This window comes from Rhodococcus olei (assembly GCF_039540555.1).
GTDB classification, from domain to species: Bacteria; Actinomycetota; Actinomycetes; order Mycobacteriales; family Mycobacteriaceae; genus Rhodococcus_G; species Rhodococcus_G olei.
On sequence record NZ_BAABFB010000075.1, the window covers coordinates 343,146 to 360,980 of the forward strand.

The following is a 17,835-nucleotide window of genomic DNA, read 5'->3' on the forward strand; positions in this document are numbered from 1 at the left end:
GCCTACCCTAACACCCGTCCGGTTCATGCGGTCTCCGTTCCCCCGATCGGCGCCGACTCGTCCGCGCACGCCGCGACCAGAACCTCCCGGACCCGCGCGACCAGGGCCGCGGCCGCCGCCGCTTCCAGGGCGTCGGTCCGGTAACCGAGGTGGGCGTGCACCGGACCGGCGCCGACGGGCTCGTAGAAGCTCAGGGTCAGGTCGGCGGCGGGCACCCCGACCGGCACCGGCACCAGCGCGCCGAACACCCCGTCGACGGCCCCGAGGCGGGCCTGCTCGTGGTGCACGACCGTCACCGCGGGGAACCGGTCACCGAGGCCCAGCCCGGTTGCGACGGAGTCGAACCCGATGTCCTGGTGATCGAGCGCCGCGAGGTTCGAGGCACGGACCCGGGACAGCAGGTCGGCGAAGGTCGGCTCCCCGGAGGTGTCGGTGCGCAGCACGACCGTGTCGAAGAAGCACCCGATCAGCGGGGACAGGGCCTCCTCCGTCCGGCCGGCGACCAGTGCGCCGATCGGCAGGTCGGTCCCGGCGCCCGCCTCGGTCAGCGCGACCGCCAGAGCGGACTGCAGCACCATGAACATCGACGTCGAGGTCCGCCGGGCCAGCGCGTCGATCTGGGCGTGCAGTTCGGCGTCGATCGGCAGCACGACCAGGTCACCGCGCGGCGGGCCGTCGGTCCGCGGTGCGGGCAGCGCGACCGGGCCCGGCAGGTCCGCCAGTCGGTCACGCCAGTAGCCCAGCTGCCGCGCGTACCGGCTCTCCGGGTCGGCCGGGTCGCCGAGCACATCCGACTGCCAGGTCACGTAGTCCCGGTATCCGACCGGCAGCTCCGGCAGGTCCGGTGCCCGTCCCTCGGTGCGGGCCTGGTAGGCGACGAGCAGTTCGCCGAGCAGCGGCACCACCGACCACTCGTCGACGGCCAGGTAGTGCATCACCAGCAGCAGGGCCTGCTCGCCGCCGTCACCGGAGACGAGGCACACCCGCAGCGGGGCAGCGGCGCCGACGTCCATCGGCCGCTGCGCCAGCTCGAACACCCGGGCGCGCAGGTCGCCCCCGGTCGCGTCGACCGACTCGACCGCGGGCGCCGCGGCCGGCACCCCGACCACTGCGCCGTCGCGCTCGACGTACGCGGTGCGCAGCGGCTCGTGCCGCCGGGTCACGTCCGCGAGCGCGGCACGCAGGCCGGCGACGTCCAGCGGGCTCGTCGGGTACAGCGAGAGCGCGTGGCTCGCGGTCCCCGACACCTGCCGCCACTGCCTGCGCTGCGGGGCCGACAGCACCACCCCGGCACCGGTGGCCGGTGTCCGCACCAGCGGCGGACGGCCACCGTCCGCGCGCTCGGTCAGCTCCGCGAGTTCGGCGACGGTGGGTGCGTCGAACACCTCGCGGATGCTCAGCTGCGCACCGAGCCGCGCCCGTACCCGGCCGATCAGCTGCATCGACGCCATCGAGTGGCCACCGAGGTCGAAGAAGTTGTCGTGGACACCGACCGACGGCAGGTGCAGGATGTCCGCGAACAGTTCCGCGAGCACCGCCTCCCGCTCGGTCCGCGGCGCGACGTCCCCGGTCAACTCCGACCAGTCCGGCGCGGGCAGCGCCTTGCGGTCGAGTTTTCCGTTGGGGGTCAACGGCAGCGGTCCGTCCAGCACGAGGACCACCGACGGCACCATGTAGTCCGGCAGCGACGCGGCCACGTGCGCCCGCACCTGCACCGGATCGACCGACTCCCCGGCCGCCGGCACCACGTACCCGATCAACCGGGCGATCGACCCGTCCCGGTCCGCGATCACGGTGGCCTGGTTGACGTTCAGGGCGTCCGCGAGTGCGGCGACGACCTCGCCGAGCTCGATCCGGAAGCCGCGGATCTTGACCTGGTCGTCGACACGGCCGAGGAAGTCGACGTTGCCGTCGGCCCGCCACCGCGCCAGGTCGCCGGTGCGGTACATCCGCCCCGGCCCGAACGGGTTTGCGACGAACCGGCCGGCGGTGAGGGCCGGCTTGCCGAGGTAACCGCGGGCCAGGCCGCGGCCGGCGATGTACAGCTCGCCGGCGACCCCGACCGGGACCGGGCGCAGCTGCGCGTCCAGGACGTAGGCCTGCTCGTTCGGGTCCGGGACACCGATCGGGACGGCCTGGGTCCAGCCGGGCTGCGCCTGCCACAACGTGTTGTTCACCGTCGCCTCGGTGAGGCCGTAGGCGGCGAGCAGATTCAGGCGCTGCGCCCACCGGCCGATCAGGTCCGGCGGCACCGTCTCGGTGCCGACGAGCACCGTGCAGCCCTCGGGCACCAGGCATCCCGGCGGCAGCGCCGCCATCAGCGACGGCGGGATGATCGCGTGGGTCACCGCATGCGCGTGCATGAAGTCGGTGAGCTCCGGTCCGGCGACCCGGGAGTGTTCCGGCACGATCACCAGACGCGACCCGGTGCACAGCGCCATCGACAGCTCGAACACCGCGACGTCGAAACCGACGGACGCGAACTGCATGACGACCGATCCGGGCACCAGGCGCATCCGGTCCTCCGCGGTGGCGACCAGCGAGGAGATGCCCTCGTGCGAGACCACGACACCCTTCGGCCTGCCGGTGGAACCGGACGTGTAGATGACGTACGCGGCATGGTCGACACCGTCCGGCACCCGGCGCACCGGCGGCGTCGCCACGGCCGGCTCCGCCTCGACCCGCGGGTCGTCGAGCAGGACCCGCGGCAGCCCGGGCGACACGATGCGTGCGGACTCGGCGACGGTGCTCAGCAGCACCGACGCGTTCGAGTCGTCGAGCATGTAGGAGATCCGGTCCTCCGGGTGGCTCAGGTCCAGCGGCAGGTAGGCCGCGCCGCGCTTGAGCACCGCGAGCACCGCGGCGACCATGTCCACGGACCGCGGAACCGCAAGGCCCACCACAGATTCCGCACCGACACCGCGGTCCGCGAGGACCGCGGCGATCCGGTCGGACCGGGCGTCGAGCTCGGCGTAGGTCGCCCGGTCGTGCTCGTCGACGACCGCGACCGCGTCCGGGGTCGCGGTCACCCAGCGAGCGAAGGCCGCGTCGAGGGTCTCGTCCTCCACCGGGCGGTCGGTGTCGTTGAACGCCACCAGCACCCGGTCCCGTTCACCGGGCAGGAACACGTCGATCGAGCCGAGCCGCCGCTGCGGATCGCGGGCGACGGCAGCGAGCAGCGCCAGCTGCCGGTGCGCGATCGCGTCCGCGGTGGAGCGGTCGAACAGGTCGGCGCCGTACTCGAGCCGCAACCGGATGCGTCCGGTTGCGTCGTCGCCGACCGGCAGGAACTCCGTGTAGTTGAACACGAGGTCGAACTTCGCGGTCCGCTCCGCCGTCGTGACCGGTTCGAGGGTGATCTCGCCGAGGTCGGTGACGTCGGGGGTGCGACTGTGGTAGCCGACCATCACCTGGAACAGCGGGTTCCGGGCCAGCGTCCGGGCCGGATTGACCCGCTCCACAACGGATTCGAACGGCACGTCGGCGTTCGCGAACGCCGCGAGGTCCAGGTCGCGCACCCGCGTCACCAGGTCTCCGAACACCGGGTCGCCGGACGTGTCGGTGCGCAGCACCAGCGTGTTGACGAAGAACCCGACGAGGTCGTCGAGACCCTGCTCGGTGCGGCCGGCGACCGGCGCGCCGAGCGGCAGGTCCTCACCCGCACCGATCCGGGTCAGCAACGCCGCGGTCGCGGCGTGCAACACCATGAACATGCTCGCGCCCGACGCGGCGGCGAGCGCCCGCAGCGACCGCGTGGTGTCCGCGTCGAGGTCCAGTTCGATTGCGCCGCCTGCGAAACTGGGCCGTGCGGGGCGGGCCCGGTCGGCCGGCAGCACCAGCTCCTCCGGAGCACCGTCGAGCTGCCGCTGCCAGAACGCGAGCTGCCGCCCGGCGACCGAGCCCGGGTCGCCGGAATCACCGAGAACGGCGTGCTGCCACAGCGTGAAGTCGGCGTACTGCACCGGCAGCGGCTCCCAGCCGGGGACCCGACCGTCGCGTCGCGTCGCGTAGGCGAGCATCAGGTCCCGCAGGAACGGCCGGTCCGACCACTCGTCGGTGGCGATGTGGTGCAGGACCAGGGCCAGCACCTGATCCCCGCGACCGTCGGCACCGGCACCGAGCCGGATCACGGTGCCGCGCACCGGGATCTCGCGGCTCAGGTCGAACGGACGCAGCACCGCCTCCCGGATCAGGTCCGTCACCGCGGTCTCGGCGGCACCCGCGGCGTCGACGACCGCGAACTCGGGCGTGACCCCCTCGAGGATCCGCTGCACCGGGACGCCGTCGGCGGTGTCGAACACCGTCCGCAGCGCCTCGTGCCGGGCCACCACGTCGCCGAGGGCCGCCGCGAACGCGTCGGTGTCGAGGTCGCCGCGCAGCCGCAGGACGATCGGGAAGTTGTACGCGGCGGATCCCCGGTCCATCTGCTGGATCAGCCACAGCCGCTGCTGCGCCGCCGACAGCGGGATCCGCTCGGGCCGCTGCGCGGGCACCAGCGCCGGCCGGACCGCGTCGCCGCGGCCGCGGACCCGCTGCGCGAGTTCCGCGACGGTCGGGGCCTCGAACAGGTCCCGCAACGTCAGTTCGGTCGCGAGCGCGGTGCGGGCCCGGCTGATCACCCGGGTCGCGAGCAGCGAGTGACCGCCCAGGTCGAAGAAGTTGTCCTCGGCCCCGACCTCGGCGACGCCGAGCACGTCGCCGAACGTCTCGCACAGCACGGTCTCGACGTGGTCGGCGGGCGGACGGGAGCCGCCGCCGACCGTCTCCGGCACCGGCGGCAGCGCCCGCACGTCGAGCTTGCCGTTGACGGTCATCGGCAGGGTGTCGGTCGCGACGAACACGCTCGGCACCATGTACTCCGGCAGCACCGCGCGCAGCGCCGGTGAGTGGTCGGGTGTGGAGCCCGCGGAACGACCCGGCGACGCGTCGCCCGCACCGGGGTGAGATTCACTCGCAGACGACGCCGCGACGACGTACGCGACGAGCCGCTTGAGCCCGCCGGGGCCGGGCGCGGCGATCACCGCACACTGCTTGACCCCGTCGAGGCCCGCGAGCACCGACTCGATCTCGCCGAGTTCGATGCGGTGGCCCCGGATCTTGACCTGATCGTCGGTGCGGCCGAGGTAGTCGAGGTTCCCGTCGGCCCGGCGCCGCATCAGGTCACCGGTGCGGTACATCCGCTCCCCCGGTTCGAACGGGTTCGCCACGAAGCGTTCCGCGGTCAGCGCGAACCGGTCCAGGTAACCCCGGGCGAGTCCGACACCCGCGATGTAGAGCTCGCCCGGCACCCCGTCCGGGACCGGCCGCAGCCAGCCGTCGAGAAGGTACGCGCGGGTGTTCCAGATCGGGGTTCCGACGGTCGGGGTCGCCGAGTCGTCGGTGCCCGCACCGAGGGTGTTGATCGTGTACTCGGTCGGTCCGTACAGGTTGTAGCCGACCGTTCCGTCGGTGTCGCGCAACCGGTTCCACACCGAGTCCGGCACCGCCTCGCCGCCGAGCAGCACCAGCGGCGGCCGGTGCGCACCCGAACCGTCGTCGAGCAGACCGGCCTCGAACAGGTGCTGTGCGTAGGTGGGGGTGACGTTGACGACGTCGATCGCGTGCGCGTCGCAGTACCCGACGAGCGAGTCGGCGTCGCGACGCAGGTTCTCGTCGCAGATGTGCACCTCGTGGCCCTCGACGAGCCACAACAGTTCCTCCCAGGACATGTCGAACGCGAACGACACGGTGTGCGCGATGCGCAGGGTGCGGTCGCCGGTCATCGAGACCGACGACCCGCTTGCGGGGTCGAGCATCTGTACCGTCGGCGCGAAGATGGCCTCGCGGTGGTTGAACTGCATGTTGGTCAGGCCGCGGTAACCGGTGACGACGCCCTTCGGCTTGCCGGTCGAACCGGACGTGTAGATCACGTACGCCGGGTGGTCGAGGCGGCCCGGGGTGCCCGGCGCGAACGCGCCGAGCTCGGCGTCGGTCAGCGGCGCCGACGACCAGGTCCGCGGAGCCGGGGTGTCGAGGAGCACCGCGTCACCGGTCCAGGCGGACAACGTGCCCCGCACCCCGGTGGTGGTCACCAGGGTCACCGGGCGCGCATCGTCGAGCATCCCGACGAGTCGCTCGGCCGGGTGGTCGAGCTCCAGCGGCAGGTAGGCCGCACCGGTGCGGAGCACCGCGAACAGCACGACCACGGTCTCCACCGAGCGCGGCAGCCCGAGGGCCACGATGCGTTCCGGGCCGGCGCCGGCGGCGAGCAGGCGGCGGGCCAGGGCGTTGATCCGGCCGTCGAGGTCACGGTAGGTGACCCGCTCGTCGCCGAAGACGAGCGCGACCTGGTCCGGGGTGCGCTGCGCCGCGGCCGCGAACAGGTCCGCGATCGTCTCCTCGGGCAGCTCGCGGTCCGCGGGGCCGGTCGTCAGCGCCGCCCGCTCGGCGGGCGTGAGCAGGTCGAGGGAGCCGATCACCGCGTCGCCGTCCTCCGCGATCAGCTCGAGCAGCCGGACGAATCGTGCCAGCATCGCCGCCACGACCTCGGAATCGACGGATTCGGACCGGAACTCGAACTTGACCTTCACCCGGGTTCCCGGGGTGACCACGACGGTCAACGGGTAGTGGGTGTGGTCGATGCTGTCGCCGCCGCTGATGTCGTGGGCGGCGTTGAGGGCCGACACCTGGTTCTCGTCGACGAAGTTCTGCAGCACGTACAGCACGTCGAACAGCTGCCGGTGCTCGGACTCGCGGCCGATCGTCGCCAGCCCGAGGTAGTCGTGCGGGGTCAGGTCCAGCCGCTCGGACTGGCTGCGCCGCAACAACTCCGAGACCGTCTCGTTCGGGCGGAGCACGGTCCGCACCGGCACGGTGTTCAGGAACAGGCCGGCGACCGTGTCGAGACCCTCGACCTCCGGGGGCCGGCCGGCGACGGTGGTGCCGAACACGACGTCGTCACGTCCGGTCGCCGCGCCGAGCACCAGCGCCAAGGCGCCGGACAGGACCGCGTTGAACGTGACCCCCGCCGCCGCGGCCCGATCCCGAAGGCGCTGACCGAGTTCCGCGGACAGGACCGCGTCGTGACGGCCGGGCAACGCGACCGGCCCGGGCATCGGGGCGCCGAGCAGAGTCGGCTCCGCCAGCCCGGCGAGCGCCGCCCGCCACCGGGCCCGGCTCGCGTCCACGTCGTGCTCGGCCAGCCAGGCCAGGTAGTCGACGAACCCACCGGTCGCCGCCGGCAGTGCGGTGTCGTCGCCGGCGGAGTCGTACAGCGCGAGCAGCTGGCTGACGACGATGCCGTTGGACCAGCCGTCCCACAGCAGGAACTGGCGGTTGACGACGAGGCGGTCCCGGTCGTCGTCGAGGCGGATCACCATCACCCGCCACAGCGGCGGCGCGGTGAGGTCGAACGGCGCGCGCCGGTCGGTCGCCATCAGCGCCGCCGCGTACCCGTCCCGCTCGTCCGCGTCGAGCTCCCGCAGGTCGTACTCGGTGACCGGGACGTCGCAGTCCGCGGTCACGAACTGAACCGGCTGCGGCAGCCCGGCGCTGACGAATCCTGCTCGCAGCGTGGGGTTGCGGCGCTGCAGGGTGCGCAGCGCGGCGGCGAGCCGGTCCAGGTCGAGGCGGTGCTGGAAGTCGAGCGTGAACTGCGCGGTGTAGATGTCGGCGGCGTCGCCGGACGCCTCCGGCGCCGCGTCGAAGGTGGCCTGGAAGTACAGGCCCTCCTGCAGCGGGGACAGCGGCCACACCGCCTCCACCCCGGCCGGGGCGTACCCGGTGATCGCGTCGAGGTCCGGCTGCGTCAGGTTCACCAGCGGGACGTCGGACGGTGTGAGGACCGCGCCGCCCTCGTGTGCCCGCGCGACCGCGACGAGGTCACGGAGCGCGGCGGCCCAGCCCTCCGCCAGCGCACGGCCGTCGGATTCGCTCAGCCCGAGGTCGGAGTGCGCGAACACCGCGGAGAGCACCGGCCCGTCGACGGTGTCCTCGCACAGCGCGTTGACGATCAGTCGGTACGGGCCGCCCATGTCGTCGTCGGGATCCGTTGCGAGCACGCCGGATTCCGGCGCCGGCGTCCACGCCGCATCGACACCCGGAACCGTCGACGGCATCCTGCCGAGATAGTTGAACAGCACCTGGGACGGCTCGCCGCCCGCGAGCACGCGCGTGGTGCGGGCGTTCGCGTGGCGCAGCATGCCGTAGCCGACTCCGCCGTCGGGTGCGTCCCGCAGCCGCTCCTTGACGTCCTTGAGGACGGACAGCGGGTCGGCCCCGGCCCGCAACCGGACCGGGCTGATGTTGGTGAACCAACCGACGGTGCGGGACAGGTCGATTCCGGTGGCGAGTTCCTCACGGCCGTGCCGTTCGAGGTCGACCAGCAGGTCGCCCGCGTCGACACCGGTCTCCCCGTGCCAGCGGGTCACCGCGATCCGCAGTGCACCGACCAGGACGTCGGTGACGTCGGCGCCCGCGAGGGCAGGCACCGCGGTCAGCACCGCGGTCGTGTCGTCCACCGACAGCCAGACCCGGTGCCGGGCACCGGTTCCGACGGTCGCCTCGCCGCTCTCGCCGGGCACCAGCGCAGCGCCGGGTGCGGTCGTCGCCGTCCAGTGGGCGAGTTCGCCGAGCCGGGTCGTGCTCTGCGCCTGCTCGGCGACGAGGGCACCGAAGCGGCGCAGCGACGTGCCGACCGGGTCGAGTGCGGGACGCTCCCCGGCGGCGACCGCGACCGCGGCCATCGCCAGGTCCTCGAGCAGGATCCGCCACGACACCCCGTCGACGACCAGGTGGTGCGCGACGATCAGCAGTCGCCCGGCGGTGTCCGGTCCGGCGTCGAAGTGCACGACCTGCACCATCGTCCCGGCCTCGGGGTCCAGGCGCGCGGTCGCGGCGTCCGAGTGCTCGGCCACCGCGGCGGGCAGCGCGTCCGCGTCGACCGCGACGGTCGTCGTCAGCGCGGCGGCGTCGACGGTCCCCGGGTCGGTGGTGTGCACCGACCAGACGCCCGGGGCGTGCCGGGTCAGGACCGCGCGCAGTCCGTCGTGGTGGTCGAGCACGGCCTGCAGCGCCGCCGTCAGCGTCGCGGTCTGCGCGCCGGCCGGGGTGTGCACGAGCGCGGCCTGGTTGAACCGGTCGGTGCCGCCGGACCACTCGGACAGCCGGTGCACGACCGGCAGCGAGATCAGTTCGCCGACACCGTCGTCCACGGCCTGCGACGCGACCGGTGCGTCCGGCGCGGTGCCTGCGGTCTCGCCGAGGAGCCGCGCGATCGCGGCGGGAGTGCGCAGTTCGAAGATCTGCCGCGGCGTCAGCGTCAGCCCCGCCTTGCGGACCACGTTGACCAGGCGGATCGCGAGGATGCTGTCGCCGCCGAGGGTGAAGAAGTCGTCGTCGGCGCCGACGCGGTCGAGGCCGAGCACCTCCGCGAACATCGCCGACAGACGCTCCTCGCTGCCGCTGCTCGGGTCCCGCTCGGACACCGCCGCCGAGAAGTCCGGCGCCGGAAGCGCCTTGCGGTCCAGCTTTCCGCTCGGGGTCAGGGGCAGCGCGTCGAGTTCGACGAACGCGCTCGGCACCATGTGCGCCGGCAGCGTGGCACGCAGCGCCCGCGAGTGGTCGGGAGTGGAGCCCGCGGAACGACCCGGCGACGGTTCACCCCGGTGAGAGCGACGATCACTCGCGGGCGCGGAGCGCACCACGTACGCGACGAGCTGCTGGTGACCGGGCCGGTCCTCCCGCACGACGACGGCGGCCTGCGCGACGTCGGGGTCGCGCAGCAGCACCGCCTCGATCTCGCCGAGCTCGATCCGGAAGCCGTGCAGCTTGACCTGGTCGTCGGCGCGACCGACGTACTCGAGCTCACCCCGGTTCAGCCGCACCAGGTCCCCGGTGCGGTACATCCGCTCCCCCGGGACGAACGGATCGGCGACGAACCGGTCCGCGGTCAGCGCCGCGCGGCCGAGATAGCCGCGGGCCAGCTGCGGTCCCGCGAGATACAGCTCGCCCTCGGATCCGGGAGGCACCAGGCCGAGGTAGCGGTCGAGCACGTAGAGCCGGGCGTTGGCGACCGGACGTCCGATCGGGACCGAGGGTGCCTGCGCGGTCACGGTCTGCGCGCCGAAGTGGTGCGTCACCTCGACCGCCGCCTCGGTCGGCCCGTACAGGTTGTCCAGCCGGGCGTGGGGCAGCACCTCGGCGAAGCGGCGCGCGGCCTGGGTCGGCAGCGCCTCCCCGGAGCAGGACACGATCTGCAGCGAGCGACACTGCGCGGCAGCCGGTTCGGCGAGGAACAGGTCGAGCATCGACGGCACGAAATGCGCCCGGGTGACGGCCCGGTCCGCGATCAGCGCGGCCAGGTAGGCGGGGTCCCGGTGGCCGCCGGGCCGGGCGAGCACCACGGTGGCGCCGGCGATCAGCGGGCCGAAGAACTCCGGCACCGACACGTCGAAGCTGGACGGGGTCTTCTGCAGCACCCGGTCCCCGACCGTCAGCGGCTGCTCCGACTGCATCCACCGCAGCCGGTTCACCACGCCGCGATGCGGGACCACGACGCCCTTGGGCCGTCCGGTGGAGCCGGAGGTGTAGATGACGTACGCCGGGTGGTCCGCGGTCACCGGGCGCGCCGGCGCATCCGAGTCCCCGTGCGGCGCGGACAGGTCCACGACGATCCGCGGTACGTCGGTGTCGAGGCCGCCCGGGCCGGTGAGCACGCACACCGGGTCCGCGTCGTCCAGCATCAGCGCGATCCGCTCGGCCGGGTAGTCGAGGTCGAGCGGCAGGTAGGCGCCGCCCGCCTTGCCGACGGCCAGCAGGGCCACCATCAGTTCCAGCGACCGCCCGAGTGCGACCGCGACGACCGACTCGGGGCCCACGCCGTCCTCGACGAGCTTGTGCGCCAACCGGTTCGCGTGGGCGTGGAGTTCGGCGTAGGTGAGCGTCCGGCCCTCGAACTCGGCGGCCACCGCGTCGGGGGTCGCCGCCGCCTGCGCGTCCAGCAGCTCCGGCAGGGTCGCGTCGCTGACGTCGCGCGCGGCGGCGGCCCAGCTGTCCTCCAGCTCGGCCCGCTGCCGGGCCGAGACCAGGTCCAGCGCCGAGACCGGGCGGGCGTCCTCCGCGAGCAGCTGCTCGAGCAGCGAGATCATGCCGTGCGCGAGCGACGACGCGGTCGCCGCGTCGACCACCGACGTCTGGTACTTCACCTCGAGACGCAGCTCGTCGCCGGGCGCGACGAGGAGGGTGACCGGGTACGGCGGGTTCTCCTCGAACGTGATGCCGGTGACCTCGACCCGGCCGGCGGCGTCGGTGACGGCGCCGTGTCCGATCGGGTAGTTCTCGAACACGACGAGCGTGTCGAACAGCTCCTGCAGCCCGGTCAGACGCCGCAGCTCGCTCAGCCCGAGGTACTGGTGGTCGAGCAGTTCGGACTGCTCGCCCTGCCAGCGGGTGAGGGCCGCGACGGCGGATTCGTCCGGGCGGAAACGCATCCGGGCCGGGACGGTGTTTATGAACAGGCCGACCATCGTCTCGATGCCGGGCAGGTCGCCGCCGCGGCCGGACACCGTCGACCCGAACAGCACGTCCTGGCGTCCGGTGAGCCGGCCGAGCAGCAGACCCCACGTGCCGTGCACCAGGGTGCTGGTCGTCAGCCCGTGGGCGCGGCCGAATGCGACCAGATCGGCGGTCCGGCCGGCAGGCAGCCGCACCTCGACGGACGCGACACCGGCGGCGCCGATCGGTGCCGCGGACGCGACACCGGTCGGCTCGTCGACACCGGCGAGGGCGGCGCGCCACAGCTCGACGGACGCGTCGCGGTCACGGGAGGCCAACCAGGCCAGGTAGTTCCGGTACGGAGCGGGTTCGGGCAGCGCGGGCGTGTCCCCGTCCGGGGCGTAGAGCGCCAGCAGTTCCCGGAGCATCACCGGGACCGACCAGCCGTCGGCGACGACGTGATGGACGGACTGCAGCAGCAGGTGGGAGTGCTCGCCGGTGCGCACCAGCACGTACCGCACGAGCGGCGGTCGCTCGAGGTCGAATCCGCGGACCCGGTCCTCGTCGAGCAGCGCCCGGACCCGGGACGCGACGTCGTCGGCGGCGAGCCCGGACAGGTCGACGAAGCCCATCGGGACGGGCAGCCCGGTGGCGACGACCGCGGCGACCCGGCCGTCGGACAGCGCGTGCAGCCCGGTGCGCAGTGCGGCGTGGCGGTCCACCAGCGACTGCAGCGCGACCGCGAAGGGCGCCGGCTCGACGGGTCCGGTCAGCTCGACGACCTGTTGCACGACATAGGGATCGAGGCGCTCCTCCTCGAACGCGCTGTGGAAGTAGATGCCCTCCTGCAACGGTGTCAGCGCGAGGATGTCGGCGACGCCGGGCACTGCGCCCTCGAGCTGGTCGACGTCCTCCTGCCGCAGCCGGGCTGCGGGGAAGTCCGACGGGGTGTGCCCGCCGTGGGCGGCGACACCGGACACCGCGGTGAGCGCGGCGGTCCACTCGTCGGCGAGGGCCCGAGCCCGGTCCCGGCCGAGCACGCCGGACGGGAACGTGATCGTCGTGTGCAGGGTCGGCCCGTCGGGCCCGCCCTGCGCGACCGCGTCGAACGTGAGGGCGTGCCCCATCGGGGCGTCCGGGTCGGCGGCGCCGGCCATCGCGGCCGGCATCCAGTCGCCGGTCGCGTCGGCGGTTCTCCCCAGGTAGTTGAACAGCACCTGCGGCTCGGTGGCCGGATGCAGGTCGGCGTCGGCGAGGTAACGCAGTGCGCCGTAGCCGATTCCGTTGCCGGGCACCGCACGCAGCTGCTCCTTGACCGCCTTGACGGCGGCCGCGAGGTCGGGACCGGCGGGGTGGCAGGCGCCCGCGTCGAGCCGGACCGGGTACACGCTGGTGAACCAGCCGACCGTGCGGCCGAGGTCGACGCGACGCCCCGCGGCCGCCTCCTCGCGGCCGTGCCCCTCGAGGTCGATCAGGACACCGGTGTCCCCGGTGTCCCGCCACCGGGCGAGCGCGACGGCCAGCGCGGTCAGCAGCACGTCGTTCACGTGCCCGCCGAACGCCGCCGGCACCGCCGTCAGCAGCGCAGCGGTCGATGCCGCATCCAGTTCCGCGGTCACCGTGTCCGCGGTCGCCCAGGTGTCGACGGCCGGGTCGAGCGGCCGGTCGCCCAGCGCCGGCTCGGCGGTCGCGGTCACCGCACGCCAGTGGTCGAGTTCGTCGTCGAACGCTCCGGCGGCGGCCCGCTCGGTCAGCAGCTGCGCCCACCGGCGCAGGGACGTTGCTCCGCCCGTCGGCGCGAGGGTCTCCGGCGCGGTCGCCGCCCGCGCCAGGTCCTCGATCAGCAGGCGCCACGACACGCCGTCGACGACGAGATGGTTGGCGACGAGCAGCAGCCGCCCGCCGTCGGCGCCGCCGTCGAACCACACCGCCTGCACCATCACACCGGCGTCGGGGTCGAGTCGCCCTGCCGCGGCGTCGGTTTCGCGTGAAACCATCGCGTCGTGCCCGACCTCCGCGGGAAGGGCCACGGTGCGCAGGACGTCCACGGAATCCGAGAGCGGCGCCTCAGGCACGTCGAGCACCCAGCGGTCGCGACGGTCGAGCCGGGCCCGCAACGCCGGATGCCGGTCGAGCACCGCCCGCAGCGCGCCGCGCAGCGTGTCCGCGGTCAGTCCGGCCGGGGTGCGCAGCAGCACCGACTGGTGGAACCGGGACACGGCGTCCCCGGCGCCCTGGGTGCGGGCGACGATCGGGGTCGTGGGGATCTCCCCGAACGCGACGTCCTCCTCGTCGACCTCGGCGGCGGCCCGGCCGTCGAGCTCGCGGGCCAGCGCCGAGACCGTCCGCAGCGCGAACACCTCGCGGGCACTGACCTCCAGGCCCGCGGCCCGCGCCTGGTTGACGACCTGGATCGCGACGATGCTGTCGCCGCCGAGCGCGAAGAAGTCGTCGGTGACGCCGACCGACTCGAGCCCGAGAACGGCCGCGACGATGGTCGCCAGGGTGCGTTCGAGCTCGGTGCGCGGCGCGACGGACTCGAGCCCGGCACGCAGATCCGGCTCGGGCAGGGCCCGGCGGTCCAGCTTGCCGTTGGCGGTGAGCGGGAACTCGCCGAGCACGACGACCGCGGTCGGCACCATGTACTCGGGCAGCTGGGTCGACGCCCAGTCCCGCACCTCGACACCGTCCAGTCCGGCGTGGTCGCCGTCCGGAACCACGTACGCGGCAAGGTATTTCGCCGCCCCACTGCCGCGGACCCGGACCGCGGACTGGCGCACGCCCGGGTACCGGGCGATCGCCGACTCGACGTCCTCGAGTTCGAGCCGCATGCCGCGGATCTTGACCTGGTTGTCGGCGCGGCCGACGAAGTCGAGAGTGCCGTCGTCCGCCCACCGTGCCAGGTCACCGGTGCGGTAGAGCCGGGAACCGCTCTCGCCGAACGGGTTCGCGACGAACCGGGACGCGGTCAGCCCGGGAGCGGACACGTAGCCGCGTCCGAGCAGGTAGCCGCCGGCGTACAACTCACCCAGGGCGCCGGGCGGTACCGGGCGCAGCTGCGCGTCGAGCACGTACAGCTGGGTGTTCGGGTTCGGCCGTCCGATCGAGGTGGCGATCCGCTCGGCCTGGTCGCGGTAGACCACGTGGGAGACACCGATCGTCGCCTCGGCCGGCCCGTACCCGTGATAGAGCGTGGTGCCGAGCTGCCTGCGGAACCGGTCGAACAGGTCGGGGGTGAGCACCTCCCCGCCGCACCACACGTGACGCAGCCCGTCCAGCGCGGGGGTGCCCTCGGCGAGGTCGAGCAGCACCGAGAGCATCGACGAGACCAGGTAGACGAACGTCACCCGCTCCCGGTCGATCAGGTCGAGCAGGTAGTGCGGGTCGCGTTCGCCGCCGGCCTCGGCGACGACGAGGCGGCCGCCGGAGACGAGCGGGAGCAGGATCTCGTTGACGGAGATGTCGAACGACAGCGGCGCCTTGAACAGCGACGCGTCGCCGGCGCCGAACCCGAGGATGTCCTCGATCTGCCAGGTGAGCCGGGCGCAGATCGCCTCGTGCCGGATCATCGCCCCCTTGGGGCGGCCCGTGGATCCGGACGTGAAGATGACGTAGGCCAGCGACCGGCCGTGCAGCGGCACCCGCACCGGCGCGTCGGAGAGGTCCGCGTACGCCCAGTGGTTCAGGTCCACCGGCACCGCGGTCCCGGCGTCGGCGTCGACCCCGCCGGGACCGGTCAGCACCAGCCGGGCCCCGGCGTCCGCGAGCACCTGGGTGCGCCGGTCCGCCGGCCACGCCGGGTCGAGCGGCACGAACGCGCCACCCGCCACCATCACGGCGAGCAGGCCGACGACCATCTCCGCGGACCGCGGAAGCCCCACCGCGACAACCTCTTCCGAACCCAACCCGCGTTCGGCCAGGTGCCGGGCGAGCTGGCCGACCCGGGCACCGAGTTCACGGTAGGTGAGCCGGGTGTCGCCTGCGACGAGCGCCTCCGCGTCCGGGGTCGCCGCGACCTGGGCGGCGAACAGCTCCGGAACGGTGCGGCTCGGCTGCGGGCGGGCGGTGTCGTTCCACTCGACGAGGATCCGCTCACGCTCCTCGACGGACATCACGTCGAACGCGGACACCGGCGACTCGGGCGACGCGGCGAGCTCTCGCAGGAAGTGCGTCAGCTGCGCCCGGTGCCGTTCGAGGTGGTCCTCGAGCCCGGCGCCGACCCGGATGTCGATCCGGATGGGTTCGTCGCCCTGTCCGCCCTGGACGGTGAAGTCGAGCTCGTTGATCGCACCGGTGACCAGGTTCCGGACCCGGACCGGGCTGCCGCCGAACGTCATCGAATGTTCGAACATCAGGATGTTGAGCCCCGGACCGAACACCCGCCGCGACGGATCGACGGCCCGCAGTTCGCGCGCGAGGTCCTCGCCACGGAACCGGCCGTGCCGCAGCAGCGAGATCAGCCCCCGGTCGATGCGGGTCGCGAGCTCGGCGAGGGTGCTCGCACCGTCCACCTGCAACCGCATCGGCAGGATCGTCGAGGCCATCGACGGCAGGTGCCGCATCGCCCGACCCGCGCGTCCGGTCAGCGGCACCGACAGCATCAGGTCCGTCCGGCCGCTGACCCGGTGCAGGTAGGCGGCGAGCATCGCGAACGGGATCCGGGTCCGGCGGATGCCCGCGGCGTCGGCGAAGCGGTACAGGCCCGCGACGGTGTCGGGGTCGAGTTCGACGGTCGCCTGGATCGGCGGCGCGGCCGGGTCCGGCGCGGGCGGCAACAGCACCGGCGGCTCGGGGGCGTCGGCGAGCGCGGCGAGCCAGTGGTCGCGGTCCGCGGCCAGGCGCGGCGATGTCCGGTACGCGACGTCGGCGTCGATCGCGGACTGCAGGGACCAGTCCTTCTCGTCGGTCCCGAGATCCTCCCGTTCCTGACGGCCGACGACCTCCTCGACGAGCAACGCCATGCCGTAGCCGTCGATGATGCTGTGGTGGTAGCGCTGGTACCACCAGGTGATGCGGTCACCGATCCGCAGGATCGCCTGGCCGAACAGCGGCTCGTCGCTGCCGAGGCGGGCGACGGTCGTCATGTCACGCGCGATCCACGCCTCCGCGGCGGCGACGGGGTCGGCCTCGGCGCGCAGGTCGATCACGTGCAGGGTCCACGCGTGCGGATCGCGCCGCTGCTGCCGGAGCACCTTGTCGTCGCCGAGCTCGAACCGCACGTGCAGCGCCTCGGCGCGGCGGATCGTCAGGTACACGGATTCGACGGCCCGGGCGATGTCGAGCGGTCCCGTCACCTCGACGGTCATCGAGATGTTGTACGCAGGGCTCGCCGGGGCGAGTTGCTGGGCAACCCAGACCTCCGACTGCGCGGCGGTGACCGGCAGCCAGGTGCCGGTCGAGTGCTCGTGGGCCGTCGAATCCGAGAGCGAGGTCATGCAGGTCCGATCATCGTCGCGCGACGTCCGCTGGGCGGCGTCGAAGGTCGGACCTTAGGATAGGCTATCCCGCATTAGGGTAGCCAAACCACCTCGACGTCGGCGTCCGGGCGGCGATCAGGCCCGCAGGAAGTCGAGGATCGCCGAGTTCACCGCGTCGGGCCGCTCGAGGTACCCGTAGTGACCGCAGTCGGCGAGCTCGACGTACTGCGCGCCGGGAATGGCCTTCGCGACCTCGGCCGCGAGGGTCGGCGGCACCAGCCGGTCGTCCGCGAACCCGACCGCCATGCACGGCACCGTGATCCGCCCGTATGCGGACAACCGGTCGCCGAAGTCGTCGAGGTTCTGCTGGGCCCGGACGCCGGGCGAGGTCTCCCCCTTGGAGAACGCGAAGATGTCGAGCCAGTCCTGCGCAGCCATCGGGTCCACCAGCGACGCCGGCGACAGGTTCAGCACGGCCGTGACCGCGGCCCGATACGAGTCGGGCAGCGTGATGCCCTGACGGTCCAGCTCGCGCTCCCCCTCCGACAGCGTCTTCTGCAGCGTGTCGCGTCGCCCGTGGGCCGCGAGGAAGACGCCCTTGCGGACGAGGTCGGGCCGCGCCAGTGACAGCTCCTGCGCGATCCGGGCGCCGAGCGAGGTGCCGACGACGTACGCCGGACCACCGAGATGCTCGATCAGCGCGGCGGTGTCCGCGACCATCTCCTCGATCGTGATCCCGTCCGCGCACTCGTCGGTCGGCGCGATGCCGCGATTGTCGAAGGTGCACACCCGGTAGCCGGCCGCGACGAGCGCGGGCACCTGGTGCAGGTCCCACACGCGGCCGGGGCTGCCCGTCCCCATGATCAGCACGACCAGGTCTCCGGAGCCCTTGACCTGGTAATTCAGCTGAATCCCGTTGATCGTGGCGAGCGGCATGAGGCGACCT

2 protein-coding genes are annotated in these 17,835 nt (G+C 73.2%); both read right to left on the reverse strand.

The window, feature by feature from the left end; translation table 11 throughout:
* Positions 1–23 precede the first annotated feature (23 nt).
* Positions 24–16,907, reverse strand: a complete 16,884-nt coding sequence (locus tag ABD951_RS26360) for an amino acid adenylation domain-containing protein (RefSeq protein ID WP_345352667.1) — start codon at positions 16,905–16,907, stop codon at positions 24–26.
* 117 nt (positions 16,908–17,024) lie between these two features.
* Positions 17,025–17,825 (reverse strand): alpha/beta fold hydrolase, encoded by an 801-nt coding sequence (locus ABD951_RS26365; protein ID WP_345352670.1) that lies wholly within the window; start codon positions 17,823–17,825, stop codon positions 17,025–17,027.
* Between the last annotated feature and the right edge of the window lie 10 nt (positions 17,826–17,835).